18 protein-coding genes are annotated in these 17,743 nt (G+C 55.6%); 13 read left to right on the plus strand and 5 right to left on the minus strand.

Annotated features, from left to right (window positions below):
* The first annotated feature begins 515 nt into the window (after positions 1–515).
* Together RAH42_RS12235 and RAH42_RS12240 are read left to right on the plus strand one after the other, a co-directional pair.
* Positions 516–704: a hypothetical protein gene (locus RAH42_RS12235; RefSeq protein ID WP_168170123.1), complete on the plus strand. Its 189-nt coding sequence runs from the start codon at positions 516–518 to the stop codon at positions 702–704.
* Between the two features lie 35 nt (positions 705–739).
* Entirely contained in the window at positions 740–2,458 is a 1,719-nt protein-coding gene (locus RAH42_RS12240; protein WP_078017064.1) for a phosphodiester glycosidase family protein, read from the plus strand.
* 215 nt (positions 2,459–2,673) lie between these two features.
* Here RAH42_RS12240 and RAH42_RS12245 read toward each other — a convergent pair whose 3' ends face one another.
* Together RAH42_RS12245 and RAH42_RS12250 are read right to left on the minus strand one after the other, a co-directional pair.
* Positions 2,674–3,201, minus strand: coding sequence for a hypothetical protein (locus tag RAH42_RS12245; RefSeq protein ID WP_317539599.1), 528 nt, complete (start codon positions 3,199–3,201; stop codon positions 2,674–2,676).
* A complete protein-coding gene (locus RAH42_RS12250; RefSeq protein WP_317539600.1) occupies positions 3,165–4,028 on the minus strand; it encodes an ISNCY family transposase in 864 nt (287 codons plus the stop codon). Before RAH42_RS12250 ends, RAH42_RS12245 begins: the two co-directional genes overlap by 37 nt.
* Before the next feature lie 198 nt (positions 4,029–4,226).
* Here RAH42_RS12250 and RAH42_RS12255 point away from each other — a divergent pair, with 198 nt between their 5' ends.
* The 5 genes from RAH42_RS12255 to rbr all read left to right on the plus strand — a co-directional run bounded on the left by RAH42_RS12255 (position 4,227) and on the right by rbr (position 7,215).
* Positions 4,227–4,775, plus strand: coding sequence for an HD domain-containing protein (locus tag RAH42_RS12255; RefSeq protein ID WP_317539612.1), 549 nt, complete (start codon positions 4,227–4,229; stop codon positions 4,773–4,775).
* An 8-nt stretch (positions 4,776–4,783) separates the two neighbouring features.
* Positions 4,784–5,521: a hypothetical protein gene (locus RAH42_RS12260; protein WP_317539613.1), complete on the plus strand. Its 738-nt coding sequence runs from the start codon at positions 4,784–4,786 to the stop codon at positions 5,519–5,521.
* A 24-nt stretch (positions 5,522–5,545) separates the two neighbouring features.
* Complete coding sequence (locus RAH42_RS12265; RefSeq protein ID WP_078016370.1) at positions 5,546–6,040, plus strand: hypothetical protein; 495 nt, start codon at positions 5,546–5,548, stop codon at positions 6,038–6,040.
* A 144-nt stretch (positions 6,041–6,184) separates the two neighbouring features.
* Complete coding sequence (locus RAH42_RS12270) at positions 6,185–6,562, plus strand: transcriptional repressor (protein ID WP_078016371.1); 378 nt, start codon at positions 6,185–6,187, stop codon at positions 6,560–6,562.
* 110 nt (positions 6,563–6,672) lie between these two features.
* Positions 6,673–7,215, plus strand: a complete 543-nt coding sequence (rbr, locus tag RAH42_RS12275; protein ID WP_317539614.1) for a rubrerythrin — start codon at positions 6,673–6,675, stop codon at positions 7,213–7,215.
* Between the two features lie 275 nt (positions 7,216–7,490).
* On the opposite strand, the gene RAH42_RS12280 is transcribed toward rbr, so the two are convergent.
* The 3 genes from RAH42_RS12280 to RAH42_RS12290 all read right to left on the minus strand — a co-directional run bounded on the left by RAH42_RS12280 (position 7,491) and on the right by RAH42_RS12290 (position 9,273).
* Entirely contained in the window at positions 7,491–7,823 is a 333-nt protein-coding gene (locus RAH42_RS12280; RefSeq protein ID WP_317539176.1) for a transposase, read from the minus strand.
* Between the two features lie 52 nt (positions 7,824–7,875).
* Positions 7,876–8,358 (minus strand): winged helix-turn-helix domain-containing protein, encoded by a 483-nt coding sequence (locus tag RAH42_RS12285; protein ID WP_317539259.1) that lies wholly within the window; start codon positions 8,356–8,358, stop codon positions 7,876–7,878.
* A gap of 219 nt (positions 8,359–8,577) precedes the next feature.
* Positions 8,578–9,273, minus strand: coding sequence for a 2-phosphosulfolactate phosphatase (locus RAH42_RS12290; RefSeq protein WP_317539615.1), 696 nt, complete (start codon positions 9,271–9,273; stop codon positions 8,578–8,580).
* Between the two features lie 283 nt (positions 9,274–9,556).
* Here RAH42_RS12290 and RAH42_RS12295 point away from each other — a divergent pair, with 283 nt between their 5' ends.
* From RAH42_RS12295 to RAH42_RS12320, 6 genes are all read left to right on the plus strand, one after another.
* A complete protein-coding gene (locus RAH42_RS12295; protein WP_158606310.1) occupies positions 9,557–11,140 on the plus strand; it encodes a PucR family transcriptional regulator ligand-binding domain-containing protein in 1,584 nt (527 codons plus the stop codon).
* Positions 11,141–11,703: 563 nt separating this feature from the next.
* Positions 11,704–13,041 carry an aminotransferase class III-fold pyridoxal phosphate-dependent enzyme gene (locus RAH42_RS12300; RefSeq protein ID WP_078016374.1) on the plus strand — a complete coding sequence of 446 codons (1,338 nt, stop codon included), beginning with the start codon at positions 11,704–11,706 and terminating at the stop codon, positions 13,039–13,041.
* Positions 13,042–13,328: 287 nt separating this feature from the next.
* Positions 13,329–14,282, plus strand: a complete 954-nt coding sequence (locus RAH42_RS12305; protein WP_078016375.1) for a TAXI family TRAP transporter solute-binding subunit — start codon at positions 13,329–13,331, stop codon at positions 14,280–14,282.
* A 96-nt stretch (positions 14,283–14,378) separates the two neighbouring features.
* Positions 14,379–16,337 carry a TRAP transporter permease gene (locus tag RAH42_RS12310; protein WP_078016376.1) on the plus strand — a complete coding sequence of 653 codons (1,959 nt, stop codon included), beginning with the start codon at positions 14,379–14,381 and terminating at the stop codon, positions 16,335–16,337.
* 34 nt (positions 16,338–16,371) lie between these two features.
* Entirely contained in the window at positions 16,372–17,061 is a 690-nt protein-coding gene (locus tag RAH42_RS12315) for a CoA transferase subunit A (protein ID WP_078016377.1), read from the plus strand.
* Positions 17,045–17,743, plus strand: a complete 699-nt coding sequence (locus RAH42_RS12320) for a 3-oxoacid CoA-transferase subunit B (RefSeq protein WP_078016378.1) — start codon at positions 17,045–17,047, stop codon at positions 17,741–17,743. Before RAH42_RS12315 ends, RAH42_RS12320 begins: the two co-directional genes overlap by 17 nt.

A 17,743-nucleotide genomic window follows, 5' to 3' on the forward strand; every position in this document is an offset into this window, starting at 1 on the left:
GGCAGACAGTTTGAAGCTCAAAATGCGGCAAGGCAACGGAGAAGATCCATTTCGAAATATTCAGATATTACGCTTCCCACACGAACGACAAATACACAGAGTGGCTGTTATTTTTTCCTCTCTGTAACAGAGCGATCGGCAGTTCCATGCCGCCGCAACGAAAACAAAACAACAAACAAAGATAGAGACACGCGTCAATACGATCCGACAGAGTCTTGAATTTTTTACTTTCTCCAGGGAGCACTCTCCGAAAGAAGCGGGGCATCATATCCTTCAGCTTACAAACCGAAGATAAAACTCCGCTTACGCGGAGATGGACCTCTTTTGCCCGCAGCTTGAGCCGCTGCGGAGTCCAAACCTTCTTCTACGCGGAGACGAGAGACATCGGGAGGAAAACTGCATCGCGACGTAACGATGATCAGGCACGTTCTTTTGTGTAAGTCTCCGGAGCCGAAGCTCCGGAGACTTTTTCCGTATCGGAGTTTCCCGGAGGTTGTCCGCTGGCGGGGAACTCTATGCTGCGGCCGACGGTTGGCGGCGTTCATATAACGGAGGCAGAAGAATCTCTTCGCTCTTTCATGCCGCATGTCCGGTTTTCAGCCGCCTGGAAGCTGGCGATGCCGCGTCGATACAACGTGCCGTATTTCGCCGCCACGCTGACGACGTTCGGGTTCCGACGAAATATCCGGGAGATGATAAAATAAGGCGTCATCTGTTTTAGAAAAAGGAGACTGAGAACATGTCATTCATGTCGTTGAAAAAGATCGCCGTTCCGGCTCTGGCTTTGCTGCTCGCGGCCGCGGGGACGGCCGGCGCGGAGGTGCCGCGCGGGAAGGTGCTGGGCGAGCTGATGCAGGTCCTCGACCTGCCGCTGAAGACGGGCAAGACCTTCGGCGACGTGGACGAGACGACGCCTTACGGGCCGGCGCTGCTGTCGGCGCTTTCGCTGGGGATCCTCTACCCGGCCGACGATTTTTCGCCGGAGATCGCCTGCACGAACGCCGAAGCGCTGATGTTCGCGTTTCAGGCCATGGGATTCCGCCACGAGGCGGAAACGGCGGCCTGGGCGCTGCCGCCGGAGGATAAAAGTCTGCCGGCCTACATTTCCGGCTACGTAGCGCTGGCCAAGTCGGTCCGGCCGGCGGCACCGCGGAGCGTGTTTTCCAAACCGTGGGACAGCATCACCGAGGCGCAGCTGAGCGAAGTTCTGGAATGGGCGGGGCGCTGCCGCGCCAGTCTGGTCTGGGACCACGAGATCAAACGCCCCGAAGGCGCGCTGCGCATCCATCGCGAAAACGTCGGCCGCCCGCCGCAGGGCTGGCGCGTGCAGCTGGGCATCTTCGACACGGAGGCGCAGGCCAGCGCTTTCGCGCGGAAAAAGACGAGCGAAGCCTGTCCGCTGAGCGTGCAGGAAGTCGATTTCAGCTACGGCGTTTTCACGCCGTTGGTGGCCGACCGCAGCCAGGCCTACGAATGGGCGACTCGCCTCGGCAAGGGATTCAGCGCCGTGATCCTGCCGGAGTCCGGCGACAGCAGCGCCCTGTTCTGGACGTCTTTCACGCCGGCTGATCCGGCCGACGCCGTGATCGGCATGAACCGCGCCGTCAGTTCCCAAACGCTCGCCAAGCTGTCGGAGATCGCCGCCGCCCACAAGGCGCTCGCGGCTGTGAACGGCGGCTATTTCGGCGGCAACGGCCCCATCGGCACGCTGTTCGCCGGCGGACTGCCGGTGACGCTGCCCTATTACAACCGCTCCATGGCGGCATGGGACAAACGGGGCAAGATGTACTTCGGCGGCGGCGAATTCCGCATGCGCCTGTCGGTCAACGGCGGCCCGTTTGTGCCCGTGCTGCTCAATTCCAAGGTCGATTATGGCTCCACGGCGATCCTCACGCCCGCGCTGGGCGCGTCCGAGGCCCGCGCCGGCAACAACGGCTTCGTGGCCCGCGTGCACGACGGACTGGTGCAGGAGGCGGTGCCGGCGCTCCAATTCAGCCGCGACATGGGGCCCGACGAGTGGCTGATCGTCAGCCGCGATCCCAGGTTCACGCTGCAGAAAGGCGACCGCGTTGCGCTCGAAACGCAGTGGCGCGAGACTCCGCCCATCGACGTCGCCAGCGCCGTGCAGGCGGGGCCGCTGCTGTACGCGCCCGGGCACCAGTTCTGGGACGAAATGCTGAGCCTGAGCATCCTCACGCTGCGCCATCCGCGCACGCTGCTTGGCTGGGACGGCAAGCGCATGGTCTGGATCGTAGTCGACGGCCGCTCGTCGTGGCACAGCCGCGGCCTGTTCCTGAACGAGGCCGAACAGCTCGGTCGTCAGCTGGGACTGACCGCCCTGCTCAATCTCGACGGCGGCGGCTCGTCGGAAATGTGGTGGGACGGTCACGTCGTCAACGCCGTCAGCGACGGGCGCGAACGCCGCATGCCCTACGGCCTGATGGTGCTGAAAAAGTAGCGCCCGGAGAAGCGCGCCGCGCGTAACGGAGATCCGCCAGCGTCTTTCCGGCGAAAACGTCCCGCGCCGGACACGCGACGATCTCTTCTTTGTCGTCAATGTCAATAGCCAATAAAAAAGTCACCATAACTGCTCATTGAAAAAGTCACCCCATCACACTCTCATCACAGCAAGACACCTCGAAAGAACTCCCCATCGTGCCGCCATAACAACGTCTACGCGAACGTACATTTATCCCGACATGTGCTATGATATCCCTGCCTTTTGACGACGCCACGCCGCCATGGGTGGTCCGGAGCGGGCTTGTGCGCTTTCACAAGCCCGCTTTTCCGTTTCTTTGCCGATGCCTCATCGGAGTCGACTCGTTTTTGACTTTCAACCTCCTTCATCTCGATCCGTCTGCCCTTGGAAACACCCCAGATCCGCCCGGTCGACGTTTCACGCACCTCAACCGTCGTTTGGGCCATCCCGAGGCAATCGTCCGCCGCCGGAACGTACCGACGACCTCCGTAGGAGATCATGCCGCCGTGATCCGTCCTGCGAGATTCGCGACGCGCAAAGAGAAAATCCAAATCGACTTTTCCTTCCGGCTTCACATAAACGTCCTCTCCCTCAGCCGGCGTGACGGCAAACTTCCGATTGTGCCTGGCGATGAGCTTGGGCAAAACCTCGTTGGCCGCCGTGATATCCGAGACGCCAAGCAGCCTCAGCTCCCCGGCAGCCTGTCCTGCATCGTGTTCCAAAGACGTTCGACACGCCCCTTCGCCTCCGGCGTCAAGGCAAAGATCTGCCCGATCCCAAGATCCTTCAGCCCCCGTCCGAAACAACTTAACGGCTCCTCCTTCCCCGCCTCATTCCCTTCATTTTCTTCATTCCCTTCGATCCGATCCTCATCATCCTGCGCCCGTGCCTTTGGAGAGCGGAAAATCGTATGCCGGTCGCTGTAAATCGCCATCGGCAGCCCATACCCCTCGATCCCCATCCCCAGCGCGGCGACATAGCCCGCCATACATTCGTTCTCAGTGAAACAGGCGCCAGTCACGATCCCCGTCGCATCGTCAATATAAGCGTGCAGCGTCGCGCGCCCGTTCCCCCTGCCAAACCATTCAAACGACGTGGCGTCAGTCTGCCACAACATCCCCGCGGCCACCTTCCGCGGTCGGGAACGGTGAAGCTTCGGCCGCCGCCGCGCACTCTTCTTGCTCCTGATCCCCTCGTCCTTCAGAATGCGGACGACACTCGAACGGCTGATCCCGATCCCCTCCCGTTCGTTCAGGCATTCCGCAAAGTGAGAGAAGTTGAAATCGTAATAGACCTCCTCATACGCCTTCAGCACCGACTCCCGAACCTCATCTCCGATCCTGCGCCGAGACGTTCTGCCGCGGTTGCCATGAACAAGCCCTGCCGCCCCTTGAGCGGCGAACCTCTTCTTGATCCTGATGATTTGCCGTTGACAGAGCCCCAGCTTTTCCGCCGCCTCCCTGTTCGTCATGCGTCCCTCGACAAGCGCTCCGATAATCCTGATACGATCCAGTTCCTTTTGTGACAATGTCATTCGCTCCTGTTTCATGAACGGTATTATCTCAGAGTGACATTTTCTTGGAACAGTTATGGGTGACTTTATCACTGAGCAACGACACAGATTCCGGCGGATGGTTGAATTCTGAATCGGGTTTTGATAAACTGAAAGCAAATATATAAGAGTATATATGGAAGCTTATAGGCTCAGAATGTTCCTTCTCTAAAAATAAAAACAGGAGAAACAGTGATGTACCAATTCAGAGACCCGATCCATGGTTTTATTGACATTTCCGACGATGAACTGAAAATTATAGATTCCGCTCCTTTTCAGCGTCTCCGAAACATACGCCAGTTGGCGACCACGTATTTGGTATATCATGGAGCCGAACATTCCCGTTTTGGACATTCTATCGGCGTGATGCACCTGACTTCGCGAGTTTTCGATTCCGTGACGCGAAAAGTGCCGAATCTCTTTTCTGACGACGAAGAGGAAAACGCACATAAAACAGCATGGTACCGTCAGTTGCTGCGGCTTATCGGCTTGACCCACGATTTGGGGCACGCACCCTTTTCTCACGTATCGGAAGAGCTGTTCGAGCCCGGCAAGGAGCATGAGGATTTTACAAAGCTTGTGATCTGTGGGACGGAAATTTCGGGGTACATCCGCGAGATCGGCGCGAAATTCAAAAAGCAGCACGGTGACCGTTATGATATAACACCGGAACTTGTGTGGATGATCTACGAGGGAAAAGATATTCTGAACGAAGAATTCATTGTTCCGGATTTCTTTTTTTGAAAAATTTCATGGACGGCGAACTCGATTGTGACAAGATGGATTACCTGCTGCGCGACTCTTTGTATTGCGGCGTTACGTACGGCACTTACGATCTGGACAGGTTCATATCGACCCTGACGGCGTATAAACAGAATAATCAGCTTCAGCTCGCCATCGAAAGGGGCGGCGTTCAGGCTCTTGAAGAATTTATACTCGCCAGGTATTTCATGTTTATCCAGGTTTATTTCCATAAGACGCGCCGTTATTTGGACAAGGTTCTTGTTAAGAGTTTGAAAGCTGTCTTGCCGGGAGGAAAATATCCCGACGACGTTTCAGAATACCTGAGATGGAATGACGCGCGAATACTCGATCTGATTGCGAGATCGGAAGATAGCGACGTCGTGCCCTTTAAGAACCGGGGGATCATGACCTGTGTATTTGAATCCAAAACCCATGCCGACCAGGTCGATAAACAGAACACAAAGCTGATCTTTAATCAGCTAAAAAGGAAGTACGGCGGTCGCGTGCTCTATGACAGCGTCGATAAAGCGGCGCACAGACTAGCGCCGGCACTATTGGCCCCACAGGATGACAGCGGTAGGGGAATCATGATCCTTGACGAGGGGACGGGAGATGTCAAAAACATTATGGAGGAGTCCATTATTTGGGAGTCCATTGTAAAACCGATCAGCATCAATCGGATCTATGCAGATAAAAATATAGCTGCTGAGGTTAGGAAGGAAATACAAAAGATTCGAAGCGAGTAAATAATGTGAAATGGAGGGGAGCCCATGGTTAACGAAGCGGCTGTCGTAAAAATCATCGACAGGATTTCTTGTAAGAGCGAGAATCCCTGCAAAAAAAAGCTCCAGAAAATCGTATTCCTTGTTGAAATGAAAGGAATAGATGTCGGCTGTGATTACGGCATTCATTTCTATGGGCCTTACAGTGCGGATCTCGATTTTGCGGTCAGGGAACTGAGCGATGAAGGTATTTTGAAGATCGACTATACGCCGACAGAGCACCGGATTTCCGTGAGAAAGAGTTCATTTGGCAACGACTATAACGATGAAACCGTTAACGAAATCGTCGACGAGTTTGCTAAAGAAACGCCCAGCAGGCTTGAACTGATCGCAACGGCGCTTTATGTTTACCTTCAGGTACATAAAAATCCTCAAAAGATCTCGGCCGGCGTCAAAAAGATCAAGGGGAGCAAATATTCTGACGAGGAGATTGACGCCGCGATTGAACGGCTGAAATCCACGGGTTATATTACTGCGGCGTGAGAGGAAAAATACGCCGTCGGCGCAGTTTCGTTCCGGAGTGGCTGACGAAACCGAGCCGACGTTTTTTTGCGCCGGGCGGAAAAAAAGAGGCGCTTGACAGATCAAAAAATAGAATTAGAATAATTCTAGAAAAGAGGCGAGGCCATGACAAAATACGCTCGGGGAATTCTCGACATCGTGAACGCTTCGCGCAGCCACCTGACGGCGGAACAGATTTTCTGGGAGCTGAAAAAGACGCAGCCGAAGGTCGTTCTGGCGACGGTGTACAACAATCTCAACGCGCTCTGCGCGCAAAAGCTGATCCGCCGCGTTCACGTCGAGGGGTCGCCAGAGCGTTACGACCGGATCGAGAAGCACGATCATCTGATCTGCCAGAAATGCGGCAAGCTGGCGGACGTGACGCTGGCCGACCTGACCGGGGGGCTGGAAGAGCAGCTGGGGGAACGTGTCACGTCCTATGACCTCAAAGTCTTTTACGTCTGCCCCGAATGCCGCCGCAAGGCGGAGGGGACGGCGCCGTAAGCGCGTGTGTGGGAAGGCTGGCGGTCCTGCCGGCAGCCAGGGGGAAATTTTCCTCCGTCCGGGGGGACGGAGGAAGACATGTTTTGAAAAGATCAGGGGGATCATTGGAAATGGCGCAGAACAAGTATGAAGGCACCCAGACGCTCAAGAACCTGCAGGCGGCGTTCGCCGGCGAATCGCAGGCGCGCAACAAGTACACCTATTTCGCCTCGGTCGCCAGGAAGGAAGGTTACGAGCAGATCTCGGCGCTGTTCCAGAAGACGGCCGACAACGAGAAGGAGCACGCCAAGATGTGGTTCAAGGAGCTGGACGGCATCGGCGACACCAAGGCCAATCTGGCCGCGGCCGCCGCGGGGGAGAACTACGAGTGGACCGACATGTACGACGGCTTCGCCAAGACCGCGGAGGAAGAGGGGTTCCCCGCGCTGGCCGCCAAGTTCCGCCTTGTCGCCGTCATCGAAAAGCATCACGAGGAGCGCTACCGCGCCCTGCTCAAGAACGTGGAAAGCGGCGAGGTCTTCCAGAGGGGGGAAGTGAAGATCTGGGAGTGCCGCAACTGCGGCCACATCGTCGTCGGCGTCAAGGCGCCCGCCGTGTGCCCCGCCTGCGCCCATCCGCAGAGCTACTTCGAGATCCACGCCGAGAACTACTAGGGAAAAGGCGGAAAAGTGAAAACGGCCGGAAGCTGACGAACGCCCATTCGTCGGCTTCCGGCCGTTTTTTGTTCCGCGTGGAACGCGGGTGTTTCATACTATTTCTCATTTAAAGCACCTAACAATCCATTGTCTTGCGGTAATACTCCTTATGGTCTGAGCGGTGAGATTTCTGATCGTGCGGCACAGACGCTCGACAACGTTCTCAAGCGTCGAAAAAATCTCGTTTCGAAAGCCCTGACAGCGCAGCTCTCTCCAGATCTGCTCAATGGGGTTCATCTCGGGGGTATAGGGGGAATATGGAACAGGGTGATGTTGGCAGGAACCTGAAGCGCTTTGGACTTGTGCCAGGCAGCTCCGTCACAGCAGAGCAGAATATGGTCTTCCGGAAATCGGTGTGAAAGTTCCCGCAGGAAAACGTTCATGCAATCGCTGTCGCAGTTGGGCATGATCAGAAAGAGGCTTTCTCCCGTAAGCGGCTCTACGGCACCGTAAGCATAGCGGTATTCGCGGATGTGAAGGCAGGGAACGTTCGGTCGAATGCCTTTCCTGCACCAGCAGTATTTGGGCGTGTTGATTCTGCCGAAGCCGGCTTCGTCCTGAAACATCAGTCTGACGTTCCCTGTTGTGGATAACTCTTTTAATTCCTGAACTTGAGCGTTAATTTTTTGAGGCCTCGATGGCCTCCTCGTTCGCTTTCCTGGGGTGACGGCTGCGCGGCATGACTTTTCTCCAGCCATGACGTTTCAGGACCGCGTAAATCTGAGTCGGACTGATAGTATGTCCCACCGCGGTCTGATAGGCTTGGGCTATTTCCGCCACCGAAACGATTTCTCCTTTCCCGGCTTTCTCCAGGTAAGGAGCAAGTACGGCTTCTTCCTGCTCATAGGTCATGTTCCGATGGTTGCCGAGGTAATGGCATTGCAGCACATACGAGAGACCGCGATGGATAAACTGCGAGATGATCTTGCTGACGTTCGTGAAGTGGTATTCCGTGATTTCGCTGATTTCTTTCAGGGTTTTCCCTTCGGCGCGCAAGCTGAGGATTCTCAGTTTGGCTTCGATCTTCTTGTTGCGATTCTTTTTCCGCGCTGCTTCGATTTCCGCCTGCTGTTCCGATGTGATCTCGTATTTTACGGGCATTCTCCATCACCTCGGGTGCATTATAACTGAGGTACGGATACTTTGGCTATACTATAATGAAATAGTATCATACTATTTCTTGATAAAAAGCACTAATATAGTTTGCAGGGCGCTGCGAGGGAGTTCAGTCGCTCAGAAGGAGCTCGACTGCTGCGCAGCTCGCCTTATGAATCTTCCTCTCAGCGCCTCTGCGTTCGGTATTTTAATTGAGAAATAGTATCAGCACGCGAGCGCGCTCATGCGGAACAGCCCGTCGCCGAGGCGCTGCGCGCGGATCACGAAGTCGAAGCGGTCCGCGTCGACGCACATCCAGAAGTCGTCCTCGGGGAACACGTCCTGCCGGGCGGGATCGAAGAACTTCCGCCCCTCCGGGTCGGCGCGCACGGCGGCCAGTTCGCGTTCCATGTCCAGCGTTTCCCCCCTGAGCCGCGCCGCGATGCAGCGCGCGCACAGGCGGTCTTCCGGCGTGCCGGAGACGCCCGCCAGGCCCATCGCCACCAGCGACACCCGCTCGGGATCGCGGCTGCGGATATAGCGCGCCGTGGCCGCGGCGTTGACGAGGCTGCCGGCCACGATCTCGGCCGCGCCGGAAGCGGCCGCCAGCCCCTGCGTGCCGGCGCTGGTGGTGTGGATCACGGTCTTTCCGCGAAAATCCGCGCCGCGCGTCTGCGACGGCGAGTTGCCGAAGTCGAACCCCGGCAGGATCGCGCCGCCGCGCTCGCCGATCAGCACGGCGCCGGGATGTTCTGCTTTGAGGCGCCGGGCTTCGTATTCCGCGCCGACGGCGAAGATCGACGCCGCGCCGCGCGCGAACAGCCAGGCTTCCAGCGAAAAAGCGCGGAACACGTCGATGACGACCGTCAGCCCGCGGGCCCGCCGCGCGCCGTCGAGCAGTTCGAGAATTTGTATGTCCATCGGATCCCCCGCTTTCGTGGGATTGCGCCGCGTGAATCTCTTCCGGGAGCGCTTCCCGTCCATTATATGATGAACGGCGCCGTCTGGGAATGGGGCTTTTGGGACGGGCGACGTACTCCGCGCCGAAAACCGTCCGGCGAAAACGCGGGCCGCCGCGTTTCTCGCTCTGGAGTAACGGCGCTGCGGCATAAAAACGGGGCAGGGCCTTTCAATTTCGTTGTTTTTTTGTATGATGATGCTGAGACGCGGGCGAATTTGCCTTCAAGGAAAGGGGGAACATCATGTGAAAACGCTTGGAGCTCCGCAGGCGGTGACGGTGCGGCAGATCGCGCGGCTGCACAATTTCAAGAAATACACGCGCCTTGTCGCCGGCGAGAAAGGGCTCGACCGCACGGTAGCATATACCACTGTCTGGGAATCGCCGGAACTGGCGAGCCGCCTCGAAGGGCAGGAGTTTGTCTTCAGCGTGGGCTATTTGGCGCGAACCAATCCGCCTCTGGCGCTGGAAGGTTTTCGGGCGTTGACGAACGTTGTATCGGCGATGGGGTTCAAACTCGGGCCGCATATCGACAAAATCCCCGCTGAGTTCATCAAGATCGCCGACGAGAAAAACGTCCCTCTGTTCGAGATTCGCGCAGACTGTCAGTTCAGGTGGCTCATCCAGTCCATCATGGCCGAGATCAATCTCTACCAGGCCAGCGTTTTGATGGAGGTGAACCAGTATTTTCACGACCTCTACGAACTGGCGATGAAAGACAGCCGGGATTCCGTCCTTTTGTCGCAGCTCTCCGAGCGGATTCGCGCGCTCTGCTTTCTTCTTCCTCCCGACTTGCAGGGGCCCATATGGCCGCAAAAACGGCAGATCGGGCGAGCTGAAAACACGCTTTTGCAGGGAGCGCACGAAGTCTTTCGCAAGGCCTGCGTGACGCAGGGAGAGTTTCATGAACCTCCGTGGCATATCTTCCCGCTGACAGGCAAGAACTATTGTCTTGGTTATCTGGTCGTGCATCATAAGCCGGCTCTGGGCGACAAGGAACGTTTGATGATCCAACAGCTGCAGATGAGACTGACGATGAAGTGGAACGAGCGCTTCGAGGATACGCGCCGGACGCTGATGAGCCTGTGGAACAGCCTGCTCTACAATCCCAAAGATAAAAGAGAGTTCATCAGCCATACGCTGGAACGTTGCGGACTGGACGCCGAACAAGCGTTCCGCGTGCTGGTGTTCTCGGCCCGTCCGGGACTGGACGAGGCGTTTCGGCGGGGAGCGCAGTTTACCATGGGGAGCCTTGGACGTCTGATCCCGCATAAGATATTGCTCTGGGTGACCCCATCGGAATGCGTGCTGCTGTGTTCGTCGACCGGCGGGCAGAAACTGCCTCAGTATATGATCAAGGCCAAAGAACTGCTGGCCCCCGATCCATCGGCCGTTTTATCGGTCGGACCGTCGGTAAGGAGGATCGAAGAGATCCGCGACAGCTACCGTATGGCGAAAAACTGTTTCCGCGCGGTCTGCAGCCGATATGACAGGCCGGAATCGCTCCTTTGCTGTGACGATTGGCTCTTCGAACTGTCCCAGATCGAAGGGGCGGATACGCTGGAGAGCCGCCTGCTCGTGAAGAAAGTTCTTGATCCTCTGCTTCGGTATGACCGCGACCACGGCAATACCGCTTTTCAGGATACGTTGAGGGCAATGAACCGAACGGAGAACCTCAGCGAGGCTGCAGGGGTTCTTCACGTGCATGAAAACACGCTTCGTTACCGCGTGCAGCGCATGAAGGATTTGACGGGGCTCGATTTGTTCCGCTACAGAGACCGGGCGATGCTGGCCCGCGCGCTGTTCTGTTTTGAAATGAGCCGAGAATGACCGACGTTCATTTCAGACGATGAAGACAGCCTTTGAAAACAGGAGAGATTACTTTCATTTTTTTACCTATGATGTGCGTCTGGTATTCTTGAGATGGTAATTAAAGAGGTCACTTCGGTTTATTCTCGAAGTGACCTCTTGTTGTTTTCTACAAAATTTGTTTATTATTTCTGTTTGTTTGAATAAAGACTGCAGTTGTGTTTTCTATTAATATTAAACCAGCTATCTAAGTAATGAAATGAGTATGGGTCATGTAGAAAGAAAGCGGTAAGCGTACCATAAAATTGTTTGTGGCTCTGCTTTGAGTATCTTGGAGAGAGAAAATGTTTGTCGGTTTTGTTGATTAAATATGAATTATAGTATTATTTGTAGCGCCAAGAAGTCTCTCTCGCTAAATGGCTGATTTCCCGATGACGATGAACAGCGAAGCTTTTGGTTTTGAAGGATGTCACGAGGTGTGAAAGAACTCTCAAACGAGAGGCGAGTTTGTCCTGCATCACCATAAAGCGCATTCTTTGCAGGGGGCCATAAATCATAAGTCTTGGAAAGGAGTTGGAGCGAAGATGACTGGCAAGTTGTTTCCGCGGAGTTTTAAGACGGAATATCTCACGGCGGTCCAAGGCGAGGGTATTTATATTTATGACAAGGAAGGAAAGAAATATCTGGATGGATGCAGCGGAGCTCTGATCTGCAATTTGGGACACTGCAACGAAGAAGTTATCGAAGCTGTAGTGGCGCAAATGCACAAAATAGAGTTCGCCCACACGTCACGCTGGCGTCTGGACAGCGTCTCGGAGGCGGCAGAAGAAATGGCTTCGCTGGCACCGGAGGGTATGGAGTATGTGTGGTTTACCTGCGGAGGTTCCGAGGCTATCGAGGCGGCAGTCAAGCTAGCGCGCCAATACTACATCGAACGGGACGGAGGGTACTCCAGCAAGTCGACGATAATATCTCGGTGGAACGCTTATCACGGGAGTACTCTGGGCACTATGGCCATCGGCGGCTCAATTCCCAGGCGGCGCATCTACGCCCCTCTCTTCAAAGAGAATCCCCATATTGTGCCTCACTATTGCTACCGCTGTCCTTTCGGTCTGGCGCATCCTTCCTGCGATATGCGCTGTGCCCGTCAGCTCGAGGAGGTCATCAAGCGCGTAGGCCCCGGCAATGTCATGGCGTTTATTGCTGAGCCTATCGTGGGCTCCTCTGTGGGGGCCTTGGTGCCGCCGGGCGAATATTGGCCTTTGGTGCGCGAGATCTGTACCAAATATGACATTTTGCTTATTGCCGACGAAGTGATGACGGGCATGGGACGCACGGGGAAAAATTTCTGCGTCAATCACTGGGGAGTGAAGCCCGACATCATTGCGACCGCAAAAGGCATGGCGGCAGGTTACATTCCTACCGGCGGCGTGATTGCCTCGAACTGGATTGCTGAAGAGATCCAGAAAGGTACCGGGGCTTTTACTCATGGACACACCTACACGGGTAATCCGTTGAGCGGAGCTGCCACTGCGGCCGTGATCAAGTACATGAAGAAACATAAGCTTGTGGAGAACGTAGCTACATTGGGGATCAAATTTGGCGAGGGGCTCAAGAAAATTGGCGAAAGCAATCCTATCGTGGGCGATGTCCGCGGCAAAGGTTTCATGTGGGGCTTTGAACTGGTTCAGGACAAGGCTGCAAAGACGCCGTTTGCAAAGAATGTCGGCGCTGCTAACGTGGCAATGAAAGAATGCCTTGCCCGCGGGCTGGTCATCTATCCCGGCGGTGGCATGGTCGACTACATTGACGGCGACAATTTCCTGGTAGCTCCGCCGCTGATCACCACGTCAGAGCAGATTGACGAGCTGCTTGAAAAACTTGAAATGGGACTTGCGGCCGCCGCAGCGAAGCTGGCATAGCTAAAGTCTTTCCCAGCGCCGAAAGGAATCGGGGAAGATGTCTTATACTATTTCTCAATTAAAATGCCGAATACAGAGGCGCTGCGGGGGAGATTCACAAAGCGAGCTGCGGTCGAAATAGTCCTGAGCGACTGAACTCCCCCGCAGCGCCCAGAAAACTATGCTAATACTTTCTATCAAGGATTAGTCTTATGCACAAGAGACAAGAGGCATTTTTTTGCGCTTGATGGTCCATGAGTTCGAGAGTATCGTCCATTTATTCCATTTTTGAAGGAGGCATACTATCCATGAGAAAGACGAAGATTACGTTGATGGCGTGTGCATTGTTTTTTGCCATCGTAAATTCTGCCCTCGCTCTTGACTTCGTCACCATTGGCTCCGGCGGCGTGGGCGGCACGTATTATCCACTGGGCGGTTCCATGGCGGAGATCTTGAACAACGCCAAAATTGACGTAAAAGCGACTTCCCGGGCCACTTCAGCCTCTCGCGAAAACTGCCGCCTGCTGGCTCGCGACGCCGTGCAGATAGGTATGGTTATGGGCTCCACGCTGTGGCAGGCCTATACGGGCACTGAAGCCTTCGAAAAGGATGGCAAGCTGGATCTCTACATCCTCATGAATATGTACGCGGCCCCCCAGCATATTGTTACTACCGGCAGGACGGGCATCAAAACCTTCGAAGACCTGAGAGGCAAGAGGGTCTCTGTAGGTGCCCCCGGCGGCGGAGATCAGGTGTTGACCAACCTCATTCTTGCAGCGGCTGGATGGGATCCAGAGAAGGATATCAAGCGGGAGCAGCTGACCCAACCCGAGGGCGCTACCGCTTTGGTAGATGGCAACATCGATGCGGTATTCTGGAACTTCGCGGCTCCCGGTTCGGCGGTGCTCGAAGTGGCAGCGGTACGCGACGTAGTATTGATTCCGATTCCTGAGGACGTGGTCAAGAAAGTATGCGAGGCGAATCCTTTCCTGTTTTCTTACACTATTGACAAGAATATATACAATCAGGCAGAAGACTGCCTGACCGTGGCAGATGGCAACTTCCTGGTGGTCAACGGCAAAATGAAGGAAGACCTCTCCTATCGTCTCGTCAAGACCATCGTGGAAAACCGCGAGGCTTTTAAAAAGGTAACGACCCAGGCGGAGCACTTCAATCCCAAAGAGGCCAGCGTGGGTATCATTCGCTTCGCTTCTGGCGCCGTAAAGTATTTCAAAGAGCAGGGGTTTGACACTCTCAAATAAAACGTGCCAGCCTTCGCAAGTGAGCAAGATTCGGTGTCCCGGAAGGGGGCTGGAAAACTCTCCCGGCCCCCTCTTAATTTTTTAAGGAGGCATTTCATGGTAGAACCGCGTTTGCAGGAGAGGGAGTCTCAAATCGATCCTCCAAAGGCCGAGAGGGTAAAAATAGACAACCCCGAGGAAGCCAAGTTTCGAATTCTGTCGGGCTGGCAAAACTACTTGCTGTGCGGGTTAGCTCTTTGTGCGTCCTGTTTTCACCTTTATACGGCCTATTTTGGCCAGCTTTCGGCCATGTATCAACGAGGGTGGCACTGGATGTTCATCAGCGCCATGCTCTTTTTGCGCTATCCCTGTACGAAGAGTCGCCCCAAGAACAAGGTCGACCTTTGGGATTGGGTGCTGATCGCCCTTTCCATCGCAGGATGCCTCAATATCCTCCTCAATTTTGAGGATATCGCCATGCGCGAGGGAATGGCGATTCCTTCGGATATCTGGATAGGCACAATCATGACGCTGTTGGTGCTTGATGGCGCTCGGCGTTCCATGGGCTGGCCTCTGCCCATCATGGCTGCTGTGGCTTTGGCCTATGCATTTTGGGGCCCCTATTTCCCGGGTATGCTGGCCCACGGGGGGTTTCCCCTGGAGGAAATAGCCCCCTTCCTCTATCTGAGAACCGATGGGATTTTTGGCACTCCCTTAGGCGTATCGGCCTCGTTCATCTTTCTGTTCGTGCTTTTCGGAGCGTTTTTGAACTTGTCCGGAGCCGGGCAATTCTTCATCGATTTGGCCGTAGCGGTAGCGGGACGCAGTCGTGGCGGTTCCGGCAAGGCCGCGGTAATTGCCTCCGGCCTTATGGGCATGGTATCGGGGAGTTCTTGCGCCAATACAGTGACCACCGGCGCTTTTACCATCCCTTTGATGAAACAGTCGGGCTATAAGTCTAATTTCGCAGGGGCTATCGTAGCGGCGGCCTCCACGGGAGGGCAAGTCATGCCACCGGTCATGGGCGCGGCTGCCTTCATCATGGCTCAATTTTTGGGAATCGCTTATTGGGATATCGTGGTGGCGGCAGCCATTCCTGCTACGCTTTACTTCATCTCCATCATTGCCATGGTGCACTTTCGTGCCGGCAAACAACGTATGGCAAGCCTTAATGCCGACGAAGTGCCCAGCATCCTGAAACCCCTTAAGGAAGGATGGTTTCTGCTGGCGCCCATCATCGTACTGGTCATGTTTCTTGGCAAGGGGTTCTCGCCTGTCAAGGCTGTGTTCTGGTCCATCGTGATGCTCATTGTCGTATCCTGGTTCGGCAAGCCTGAACACCGTCTGACGCCTGCCCGGATACTTCAGGCTCTCATTGCGGGAGGTCTCGGCGCAATCGAGGTGGCGGCGGCCTGTGCGTGTTCCGGCATTGTCATAGGCGTGATCTCCATTACTGGCGTGGGACTGGCTTTTTCGTCCTACGTGCTGAGTCTTTCCCGCGGTATCCTGCCGCTGGCGCTATTTCTTACCATGATAGGCTCCATCATACTGGGCATGGGCATCCCAACCACGGCGCAGTATATCATCACCTCTACGTTGGCAGCTCCGGCGCTCTACGAGATGGGAGTTCCGATGATATCGGCCCACTTGTTCTGTCTCTATTTTGGCGTTTTGGCCGATGTGTCGCCTCCTGTGGCGCTCGCTACCTACGCGGCAGCCGGCATAGCGAAGTCAAACCCCATGAAAACGGGTTATACTGCCTTGGTGACTGCGGTGGCAGGTTTTTTGGTTCCCTATATGTTTGTCTACAATCCCTATTTACTGCTCCAGGGTGATATTTGGCACATCATTATCGGTTGCGGTACCGCCTTGGTTGGCATTGTAGGACTTTCAGCGGGCGTCCAAGGTTTTTTGGTTGACGATCTGAACGTTTTGCAGCGAATGGCTCTTGTCTCCGTGCCGTTTTTTATCATCTATCCCACGCTGACCAGCAATGTCATAGGCTGCGCCATTATCGCCACCCTCTTCCTGTGGCAGAAGTACCGCCAGCGTGTAAATCTTGCAGTGGAAAAATAAGGGGTTCTCAAAGATCGGACTAAGGAGGAAGAATATGGCACGAAATGTGATCAAGCCGGTCATGTCGGCCAATGAAGCCGTTAAAAACGTCAAAGACGGCATGTCCGTCATGATCGGAGGATTCAACTTCGGCGGCGTTCCTTACACGCTCGTCGAAGCGCTTGAAAAAGCCGGCACCGGCGGATTGACCATGATCTCCAACGACACGAGTTACGCCGACGTCGGCCACGGCCGGCTCGTGGCCGCGGGGCAGATCAAAAAAGTCATCGCCTCGCATATCGGCATCAACAAGAAGACCGGCGAGCAGTACAACGCCGGCACGCTCGAACTGGAACTCGTTCCCCAGGGGACTTTCGTCGAGCGCATCCGCGCCGGCGGCTTCGGTCTGGGCGGATTCCTGACGCCTACCGGCGTCGGCACCAAAGTGGAGGAGGGCAAGCAAGTCATTGAAGTGAACGGCAAAAAATATCTGCTCGAACTGCCGCTGCGCGCCGACGTGGCGTTGATCCGGGGCCACAGGGCCGATCGCATGGGCAACCTGACCTATTTCGGCACGAACCGCAACTTCAATCCCACCATGGCCACCGCGGCCGATCTGGTGATTGCCGAAGTCGATTCGATCGTCGACGTGGGCGAGCTCGACCCCGACAACGTCGTGACCCCCGGCATCCTGGTGGATATTCTGGTCGTGAAGGGAGACAACTACTATGCTGCCCGTACTTAACGAAGACGTCGTCCGCAATCGCATCGCCAAACGCATCGCGCTGGAGTTTGAAGACGGCGACGTGGTCAATCTCGGCATCGGCATCCCCACGCTGGTTTCCAACTTTGTGCCCGAAGGGCGCCGCCTCGTCATCCAGACCGAAAACGGCTGTCTCGGCGCCGGCCCCGAACCCGAGCAGAAAGATTACCGCTTCATCGGCGCCGGCGGACGTTTTATCACGCCGCTGCCCGGCTGCTCGTTCTTCGGCAGCGACATGAGCTTCGGCCTGATCCGCGGCGGACACGTCGATGCCACCGTGCTCGGCACGCTGGAAGTCGATCAGGAAGGCAATCTCGCCAACTGGATCATCCCCGGCAAACTGCTGCCCGGCATGGGCGGCGCGATGGATCTCGTCGTCGGCGCCAAACGCGTTATCGTCGCCACCACCCACTGCGATAAAAAAGGCCATCCCAAGATCCTCAAAAAGTGCCGCCTGCCCCTGACGGCAGTAGGCGTGGTTTCCCTGATCGTCACGGAGTTCGCCGTGTTCTCCATCGAGGACGGCACGATGACCTTGCTGGAGATCGCGCCCGAAGTGACCAAGGAAGACGTTCGCTCTCACACCGAAGCGAACTATGTCGAGGCTGAAAATATCACGCAGATGAAAGGCACGGAAGTGTCAGAAACGGAGGCGGTGAAATAA

The organism is Pyramidobacter sp. YE332 (assembly GCF_033060595.1).
Classification (GTDB): Bacteria; Synergistota; Synergistia; order Synergistales; family Dethiosulfovibrionaceae; genus Pyramidobacter.